The sequence below is a fragment of the Chloroflexus sp. genome, from assembly GCF_034435895.1.
GTDB lineage: Bacteria > Chloroflexota > Chloroflexia > Chloroflexales > Chloroflexaceae > Chloroflexus.
In genome coordinates, this window is record NZ_DAOTWH010000184.1 from 1 (window position 1) to 8161 (window position 8161).

General features: G+C 61.6%; 8 protein-coding genes. 7 read left to right on the forward strand and 1 reads right to left on the reverse strand.

What is annotated here, in order from left to right; genetic code table 11:
* Positions 1 to 198 precede the first annotated feature (198 nt).
* From U9R81_RS20070 to U9R81_RS10815, 4 genes are all read left to right on the forward strand, one after another.
* Complete coding sequence (locus tag U9R81_RS20070; RefSeq protein WP_416180953.1) at positions 199 to 351, forward strand: GxxExxY protein; 153 nt, start codon at positions 199 to 201, stop codon at positions 349 to 351.
* Positions 352 to 363: 12 nt separating this feature from the next.
* Positions 364 to 582, forward strand: a complete 219-nt coding sequence (locus tag U9R81_RS20075; protein ID WP_416180954.1) for a GxxExxY protein — start codon at positions 364 to 366, stop codon at positions 580 to 582.
* A gap of 92 nt (positions 583 to 674) precedes the next feature.
* The gene (locus U9R81_RS10810) at positions 675 to 2336 is read left to right on the forward strand and encodes a hypothetical protein (protein WP_322495463.1); all 1662 of its coding nucleotides are present in this window, start codon (positions 675 to 677) and stop codon (positions 2334 to 2336) included.
* A 138-nt stretch (positions 2337 to 2474) separates the two neighbouring features.
* A complete protein-coding gene (locus U9R81_RS10815) occupies positions 2475 to 2669 on the forward strand; it encodes a hypothetical protein (RefSeq protein WP_322495464.1) in 195 nt (64 codons plus the stop codon).
* A 47-nt stretch (positions 2670 to 2716) separates the two neighbouring features.
* On the opposite strand, the gene U9R81_RS10820 is transcribed toward U9R81_RS10815, so the two are convergent.
* Positions 2717 to 2941, reverse strand: a complete 225-nt coding sequence (locus U9R81_RS10820; RefSeq protein ID WP_322495465.1) for a hypothetical protein — start codon at positions 2939 to 2941, stop codon at positions 2717 to 2719.
* 34 nt (positions 2942 to 2975) lie between these two features.
* Here U9R81_RS10820 and U9R81_RS10825 point away from each other — a divergent pair, with 34 nt between their 5' ends.
* The 3 genes from U9R81_RS10825 (at position 2976) to drmC (ending at position 7129) form a co-directional block, all read left to right on the forward strand.
* A complete protein-coding gene (locus U9R81_RS10825; protein ID WP_322495466.1) occupies positions 2976 to 4043 on the forward strand; it encodes a helicase-related protein in 1068 nt (355 codons plus the stop codon).
* Between the two features lie 212 nt (positions 4044 to 4255).
* Entirely contained in the window at positions 4256 to 6049 is a 1794-nt protein-coding gene (locus U9R81_RS10830) for a DUF1998 domain-containing protein (RefSeq protein ID WP_322495467.1), read from the forward strand.
* Positions 6050 to 6346: 297 nt separating this feature from the next.
* On the forward strand, positions 6347 to 7129 hold the full coding sequence (drmC, locus tag U9R81_RS10835) for a DISARM system phospholipase D-like protein DrmC (protein ID WP_322495468.1): 783 nt from the start codon (positions 6347 to 6349) through the stop codon (positions 7127 to 7129).
* Positions 7130 to 8161 lie beyond the last annotated feature (1032 nt).

The following is an 8161-nucleotide window of genomic DNA, read 5'->3' on the forward strand; positions in this document are numbered from 1 at the left end:
GGCGCAAGAAGCCGTACCGCTACCGCTGGCCCGACGAGGTGCGCGATGAAATCCTCGCCCGCCTATTGGAGCTCAATGCCCAGCGGGCGAAGGGGGAATAGCCACAAAAAGACACAGAAGACACAAAAAGATTTGGCGTATTTTGCGTCTCTTCGTGGCTATTTCCAAAATCGTTACTTTTATCACAGGAGAAGGACCGTGACAGCGCAGACCATCAACCAACTTTGCGACATCGTGCGCGAAACGGCGTATGCTATTCACCGATACCACGGCCCCGGCCATCTGGAAAAGGTGGATGATAATGCCTTGGTACATCGCTTGACGAAATTAGGTTTAGATGTTAAATCGTAATATCAAATCGCAGTGTTTGACGAGGATGGTACAATTCTAGGCGAGTATTTTGCCGATCTGTTTGTTGCGGGACGGTTGCTCGTCGAGTTGAAGGTAGTACGCGCGCTAACTTCAGAGCGTGTATCGCAGCTTTTGGGGTATTTGAAGTCAACCCGGATCGAGCATGGGTTGTTGATCAATTTTGGTACGGCAAAGTTTGAGATTAAAAAGTATATCTGGGCACCGAGATAGGAGGAATCGCTAGCAAGTGATGCACTCTGCGCAACTATATTTGGTGTCTCTTGTGTTTCTTTGTGGCTATTCCCCCAAAACATCAGACAGGCATGACAAACACGCTCACCTCACTCGACGTACGCGAACGGCTCATCACCGCCTTACAACTCGACCTCGTCGGGCCGCCGGCGGGTCACCCGCTCGAACGCGAACAGTTGCCCGCCGATATCCGGCCCTCAATGTGGTACCTCACTGGCTTCCTCATCCCGTCGGGCACGCCCGCCGAACGGGCCGCCGATCCCGACGAAGACGATGACTTCGCCGTGACTGCCGCTGCGAGCAGGGTCGAGCCGGAAGCCAACGATGACCGTCCGGCGGCGCGGAAAGGCAACTTTCCTTCGTCCATCGGCCTCACCTTTCTGGTTGACGCCGACACCCGCGAACTGGCCGTCACCTTCCGCTGGGGAGATTACCGGCTGGTTACTACGCCGGAAGCGGAAGGGACGCAGGTATGGCAGCGCGAGCCGCGCGCCGAGACGGTCACGGTGAAGCTAACGGGAGGGCGGACGCCGGCCCGCGATGTGCCCAACTCCGGCGGCTTGCAGTATCAGGTCGTCGAACGCCCGATCGCCTTGCCGGGGCCGGAACAACCCCTGACCGCCGGCATCCGCTCGGTGACAATCTACCTGATCAACAACCGTCCCCCTAATTATGACCCGTTTGACGAGATGTATGCGTTTCAGGCCGAGATCGAAGTGCGCAGCGCGCGCCCGTTTGAGCCGCGCCCCAATCTGAGCGGTCTGCGTGCCGCCGAGTGGGATGAGCTGGTGGCCGACCTGCACTACGCCAACGTGCCGGAATACGCCGTTGGTCACGCGGTGGCGGCTGATTGGGATCTGGTTGATGGCGCATGCACCGTCGTGCGCACGGCATGGCTGCCGCAAGCCGCGGTCGAGAAGACGGTGACGGCGCCGGTACCGGATGTAGAACTGGGCATGGACGCGCTCGGCGCGTTGGCCGATGGCGCGGCTGCCGAGCAGGCCCTGCGCCCGTTGGTGACGGCGTACCATGCATGGCTGGATGAACAGGAACAGCGCAGCGCCTCTCTTGCTGGCAAACGTGGCGAGACGGCGCGTGTCTTAGTGCGGCAAGCCTGCAAAGCCGCCGAACGGATTGCGAGCGGCATCGATCTCTTGGCCCAATCACCATCGGCGCTCGACGCCTTTCGTGTCGCCAATCGCGCCGTTGCCCGCGCCCTCCGCCAGCGCAACAACATTGCCTCCCCACGCTGGCGACCTTTCCAACTCGCCTTTATTTTGCTCAACCTGCCGGGGATTGCCGATCCCACCCATCCCGACCGCAACGTGGTTGATCTGCTCTTCTTCCCCACCGGCGGCGGTAAAACCGAAGCCTACCTCGGCCTCGCCGCCTTCACGCTGGTGCTCCGCCGCCTCCGCTACCGCGGCGACGACGGCTTAGCCGGGGCTGGCGTCAGCGTCATCATGCGCTACACCCTGCGCCTGCTCACCCTCGACCAGCTCTCCCGCGCTACCGGCATAATCTGCGCCCTCGAACTCGAACGGCAACAAGCGTCGGAACAGTACGGCCAGTGGCCCTTCGAGATCGGGCTGTGGGTGGGGAAAGGAGCGACTCCAAACTACCTCGGCAAAAAGGGCGACAAACGCGACGACACGGCGCGGTCGCTGCTCAATCGGTACAAGAGCGATTCACGTGGGAATCCACCGCCCATCCCGCTTGAGAGCTGCCCATAGTGCGGCACGCGCTTCACGCCGCAATCGTTCACCCTCTGGCCCAACGCTGACAATCCGAGCGCACTGCGCGTCGTCTGCCCAAACTTTGCCTGCGACTTCAGCGGCGACAATGCGCTCCCCATCGTCGCCATCGACGAAATGATCTACCGGCGCTTGCCGGCCTTTCTAGTCGCCACCGTTGATAAATTCGCCGCGTTACCGTGGGTCGGGCCAAGCGGCGTCTTGCTCGGCGGCGCCAACCGTTACGATCACGACGGCTTCTACGGCCCGGCGGAGCTAGGGCGCGGCAAACGGCTCAGCCAACCGCTCGCGCCGCCCGACCTGATCATCTAAGACGAACTGCACCTCATTTCCGGCCCGCTCGGCACGCTCGCCGGCCTCTACGAAACCGCCATTGACGCGCTCTGCACCCGCGAAGTCAACGGCAAACCGGTTGGGCCAAAGATCATCGCCTCCACCGCCACCGTCCGCCGGGCCCAAGACCAGATCCAAGCCCTATTTGGCCGCCCGCTGACCGACATCTTCCCGCCTCCCGGCCCTGACCGGCGTGACTCGTTCTTTGCCCGCACCGTTCCAGCCAACATTGCGCCAGCCCGCCAATACATCGGCGTCGCTGCGCAAGGGCGTAGCCCCAAAGTGATGATGCGCAAAGCGTGGCTGGCGCTGATGGGAGCGGCGCAACAGGCCTATCTCGACGCAGGCGGAGATCGCAACCCGCTCAACCCTGCCGATCCGTACATGACCGTGCTCGGCTACTTCAACAACCTGCGCGAACTCGGCGGCACGCGGCGCATTTTGGAAGAAGAGGTGCAGAGCACGATCAAAGGCTACGGCGAGCGCAAGCGGGTCGGCGAAACGCGCGGCCTGTTCGCCAACCGCGAACGCTTCAGTGAAGTGCTCGAACTCACCTCGCGGGTGAGCACGGCCCAAGTCGCCGAAGCGCGCCGCAAGCTCAGCCTCTCCTTCGCCCAACCTGACGGGCGCATCGACTGCGCGCTCGCCACCAACATGATCTCAGTCGGCCTCGACATTCCGCGGCTAGGGTTAATGGTCGTCATCGGCCAACCGATGCTCACCGCCGAATACATTCAGGCCACCAGCCGGGTCGGGCGCGACGAGAATCGACCGGGCCTCGTCGTCACCCTGCTCAACATCCACCGGCCCCGCGACCGCTCGCACTACGAACGGTTCCGCCACTACCACGAAACCTTCTACCGCGCGGTCGAAGCCGGCAGCGTCACTCCCTTCGCCGCTCGCGCCCTTGACCGCGGCTTCGCCGGGGCGCTGCTCGCGTTGGCCCGCCACCTTGAACCGGCGCTGACCCCGCCCAGTGGCGTTGCCCAGATCAAGCAAATACGCCAGCGCCTCGAACAACGACTGGTCGAGATCTTCCATGCCCGCTTGCGCCAGCAAGACCTCGACCACGACGATCTCGACGAGCGGTTGCTCTCGGTGCAGCAACGGATCGGTGACCTGCTCGATGCGTGGGAGCGGATCGTTGAGGGGTACACCAGCCAAGGCGTTGCAGTGCAGTACCAACCGTTTGAAGACAGCCGCACCGCCAAACCGCTCTTGCGCTATCCGCTCGCCAAAGACTTCGACTTCGCCGAGCAGTGCAAGTTTCAGGTCGGGCGATCGTTACGCGATGTCGAACCGGAGGTACACCTCTATCTACGCGACCTTAACGAACAACCGGTTGCGGAGTGAGGAGGTATGGGGGGTAGGCGTTTACCGCGGAGAGCGCCGAGGACGCAGAGGGGTAATAGCCACGAAAAGATATAAACAACACAAAATAAGGTGTTTTCTAGTGTTTTTTGGGTCGCTTTGTGGCTATTCCTACCACCCCTCCCCTAGCGGGGGAGGGGCACGGGGTGGGGGAACAGTTCAACCACTATCACCAACCAACCACAAAAAAGCCTATGACAACCAAAGCCCACGGACAACTACGGCGCGGACAATTGCTCACCACCTACGGGCCGGGGGCGCTCTTCGACCTGCCGCGCCACGCCGCCATCATCGGCGGCCTTGACGCATGGCCGCCGACGAGCGCCCTCGAAGAGATCGAAGAACCGCGCCTCACGCGCATCATCCAACACATCACTGGCATCAGCAACCCGCGCCTCTACGCGCCGCCGGCAGCCGATGACGCGCTGGGAGGCAAACCGCTCGGCGTTGGCGTCTACCGCTTCCCGGAATGGTTCGTCGTCCAAGAGAAAGACCACAGCGGCGGACGCATTCGCTCGCGGCGACTCGTGCCACTGAAGGCGCTCGATAAGCGCAGCCGGTTCGATGGATTGCCAGTCGTCGCCACCCGCTTCATTGCTGCGTGTAGTCGGGGCCACGTCGATAACATCGACTGGCGAACCTTTGTTCATCGCGGCAAAACCGACTGCCGGCAGCAACTCTGGCTCGACGAACACGGTACGAGCGGCGATCTCAGCGATCTCAAAGTGCGCTGCGAATGCGGCGCCGAACGTTCGATGATTGAAGCGATGAACCGCTCAGCGCACCCGCTCGGTTGGTGCAGCGGGAGGCGGCCATGGCTCGGCCTCGACAGCCACGAAGAGTGCAGCGAACCGCTGCGCCTCCTCATCCGTACCGCCTCGAACGCCTACTTTCCGCAAGTGCTGGTGGTGCTCTCGATCCCCGAACCCGACCTAGGGATTGACGCGGTAGTCGCGGAATTGTGGAATGAACTCTACATCGTCGAAGAAATCGGTGATTTGCGCCTTATCAAACGCAAGGCAGATGTTGCCCAAAAGCTGGCGCCATTTACCGACCAAGATATCTTCGCCGCCATCCAACGCAAACAGAGCAGCGTCAGCTCGCCGGAAAAATCGCCCAAACTGGTCGAACTCGATGCCATCCTTGCCGCGCCAGAAGGCTACGACGACGACGTGCCGATCAACGAAGACTTTCACGTTCGCCGTTTGCCCGATCGGGTCTGGCGCAAGAGCAAACTCAGCGACGGCGTCGCCGCGGTCTACCAATTGCACCGCTTGCGCGAAGTGCTGGCGCTGATCGGTTTCACCCGCTTCGAGGCCTTCATGCCCGACATCAACGGCGAATACGAACAAGAAGTTGAGCGGGCGCAATTAGCGCGCGAGCCGAAGTGGTTCCCGGCAGTCGAAAATCGCGGTGAAGGCATCTTTATCCAGCTCGACAGCGCCGCCGTCATACGCTGGCTCGAACGGCCCGCCGTGCAGCGCCGCTTGGAAGAGCTCGCCAGCGGCCATACCAAATGGCAAGAGCGTCGCCGCAGCAAACGGCCCTTCCCCGGCGGCCCGTACATCTTACTGCACACCCTCTCGCACCTGCTCATCCAATCGCTCGCGCTGCGCTGCGGCTACCCGATGAGCGACATCCGCGAACGGATTTACGCCGATCTCGCTAATCAACGTTACGGCATCCTGCTCTACACCGGCAGTCCCGACGCCAGCGGCACGCTGGGTGGTCTCGTGCAGCAAGCTCGCTCACTCGAAGAGCACCTCGATTACGCCCTGCGCACCGGTATGTTCTGCTCGAACGACCCAATCTGCGCCCAGCATTCCCCCATCTATGCCTTAGAAGAGCGGTGGCTGCTCGGCGCCGCGTGCCACGGCTGCGCCTTGGTGGGCGAATCATCGTGCGAAATGCGCAACGATTACCTCGACCGGGCGCTGGTGGTGCCGGTCGTCGGATTGGAAGAAGCCGCATTTTTTGCGGTAGAGTAGGCGGTAATAGTCACGAAAGGAATAGCCACGAACAGACACAAAAAGAGAAGATTTTGCGGTTTTTGTATCTCTTTGTGGCTATTCCTACCACCCCTCCCCCAGCGAGGGAGGGTTTGGGAGTGGGGGCTATACAAAAGATACAAAAATAGAAGATTTTGTGTCTCTTTGTTGCTATTCCACAAGATGCAAAGGGACAGCTACCGACGGAATAGCCACAAAACGACCCAAAAGACACAAAAAAGAACATTTTTGTGTCTCTTTGTGGCTATTCCGCGTGTCTCATGACTGACCAAGCCTATGAACGACATCCTGCTCGACCTACCCGCTGACAAACGAGCCAGACTCATCGCCGCGCTCGAACACGGCCGGCTCGACCTCACCAGCGGCGAAATCGAATTGCGCGCCGTCCTTGGCCGCATCGACAACGCCGCCGCGCTTGCTGCCGCCCTCCACGAACTGCACGACCTCGGCATGAGCGCACGCGCCGCTGCTGCTGCCCTCCGCGCCATCGAGCGCGTCACCGCTCGCCAGCGCAAACCCGACCTCGTGCTGTCTGGCCTGCAAGTGCCGGGAATCTACACCCGCGACACCAACAGCGTGTACAACGAACTGCTCGGCAACGCCGAACGCAGCGTCTGGCTCAGCAGCTTCGTCTACTACGACGGGCCAAACGTCTTTGCCACCCTCGCCCAGCGCATGGAACAGCAACCCCAGTTAACCGTCACTCTGCTCTTGAACATCCAGTGCCGGTGGGGAGACACCACCGCCAGCGACGTACTGGTGCGCGCCTTCGCCGTTGACTTCTGGCGCAAAGCATGGCCGGGAAACCGCCGCCCGCGCGTCTACTACGACCCCCGCTCGCTCAGTCTCAATGCCAGCGAGCGCGCCGTTCTCCACGCCAAAGCCGTCGTCGTTGACGATGAACGACTCTTTATCACCTCGGCCAACCTCACCGCCGCCGCCGGCGAACGCAACATCGAAATCGGCGTCTTGCTGCGCGATCGCGGCATGGCGCTGAGTGTCGTCGCCTATTTCAAGCGCCTGATCGATGAAGGGTATCTGCACGTGCTGCCGGAATAACTGTGGAGCCGGACGGCTGTCCGGCTCCGCAGAGGGCGCAAAGGATTCAAACGCAAAGGCGCGAAGTCGCAAAGGTTTTTTATTTTTTGGGCCTTTTGCGTGTTTTGGTGGCTATTCATCTCGTTGCCCCCACCCCTTGCCCCTCCCCCACTGAGGGAGGGGTGGCCCTCACCCCCAACCCCTCTCTCGCGCCTGCGGGAGCGGGGCGCTGCTATGTTCCGCTCCCGCTGCCTCGCCCGCCCATTGCGCGGCTCCCCCTCTCCCCCCTAATGAAGGGAGAGGGAGCCGGGGGGGTGAGGGGAGATACGCCCCCCACCCTTAGCCCTCCCCCAGCGGGCTTGAGGGACGGACAGATATGGAGTGTGGCAGTCAAACTGTCGCACTCCAAAGCCGGCAAGTGGGGGTGCAGCGACGTTACACGCAAAGATGCGAAGGGCGCGAAAGGTCGCAGAGGGTTGGGAAGGGGAGAGGTACAAGGACGGGCGGAACATGTGACTCGGATCCCGACTCTGAATGGCTAGACTAGGGTTACAAAACCCGTTTGCCGATTGTCATTGCGAGGGAGTGGCGGTTCCCAGCGCGGCTGGGTACCGCCCGACCAAAGCAATCTCCCACGAGAGCGGGAACGATGCTTGAGCGGATTTCCGTTCGCGCTCGCGAGGGATTGCTTTGCTGCGGGACAGCGCGTTGTGCTGCCCCTCCGCTCGCAATGACATTGGTTGAGAGGCCGGGATCCAGTGACGAAACCCGCAGCGCAGGATGGTGGCTCTCACCCCCACCCCCCCTCTCACTGGCGTGGGCGAGGGGCGCTGTTGTCTTCTGCTCCTGCTATGCGTCAGACGCTGAGCACGCGGCTCCCCCTCTCCCGCTGTCAGGTGGGAGAGGGGCCGGGGGGTGAGGAAGTCAACGCCAAGCCGCAAAGCAAGCCAAGGCGCAGAGACTCTTAACGCAAAGCCGCAAAGGACGCAGAGGGCGCAGGAGGATTTTTAGGGAAGTGCCGCTCCCCTGTTGTCATTGCGAGCCGCAATCTCC

Excerpts from the sequence above, each read along its gene's own strand:
- U9R81_RS10810 (WP_322495463.1), top strand. The coding sequence starts at position 675 with ATGACAAACACGCTCACCTCACTCGACGTACGCGAACGGCTCATCACC.
- U9R81_RS10815 (WP_322495464.1), top strand. The coding sequence starts at position 2,475 with ATGATCTACCGGCGCTTGCCGGCCTTTCTAGTCGCCACCGTTGATAAA.
- U9R81_RS10820 (WP_322495465.1), bottom strand. The coding sequence starts at position 2,941 with ATGTATTGGCGGGCTGGCGCAATGTTGGCTGGAACGGTGCGGGCAAAG.
- U9R81_RS10825 (WP_322495466.1), top strand. The coding sequence starts at position 2,976 with ATGATGCGCAAAGCGTGGCTGGCGCTGATGGGAGCGGCGCAACAGGCC.
- U9R81_RS10830 (WP_322495467.1), top strand. The coding sequence starts at position 4,256 with ATGACAACCAAAGCCCACGGACAACTACGGCGCGGACAATTGCTCACC.
- drmC (WP_322495468.1), top strand. The coding sequence starts at position 6,347 with ATGAACGACATCCTGCTCGACCTACCCGCTGACAAACGAGCCAGACTC.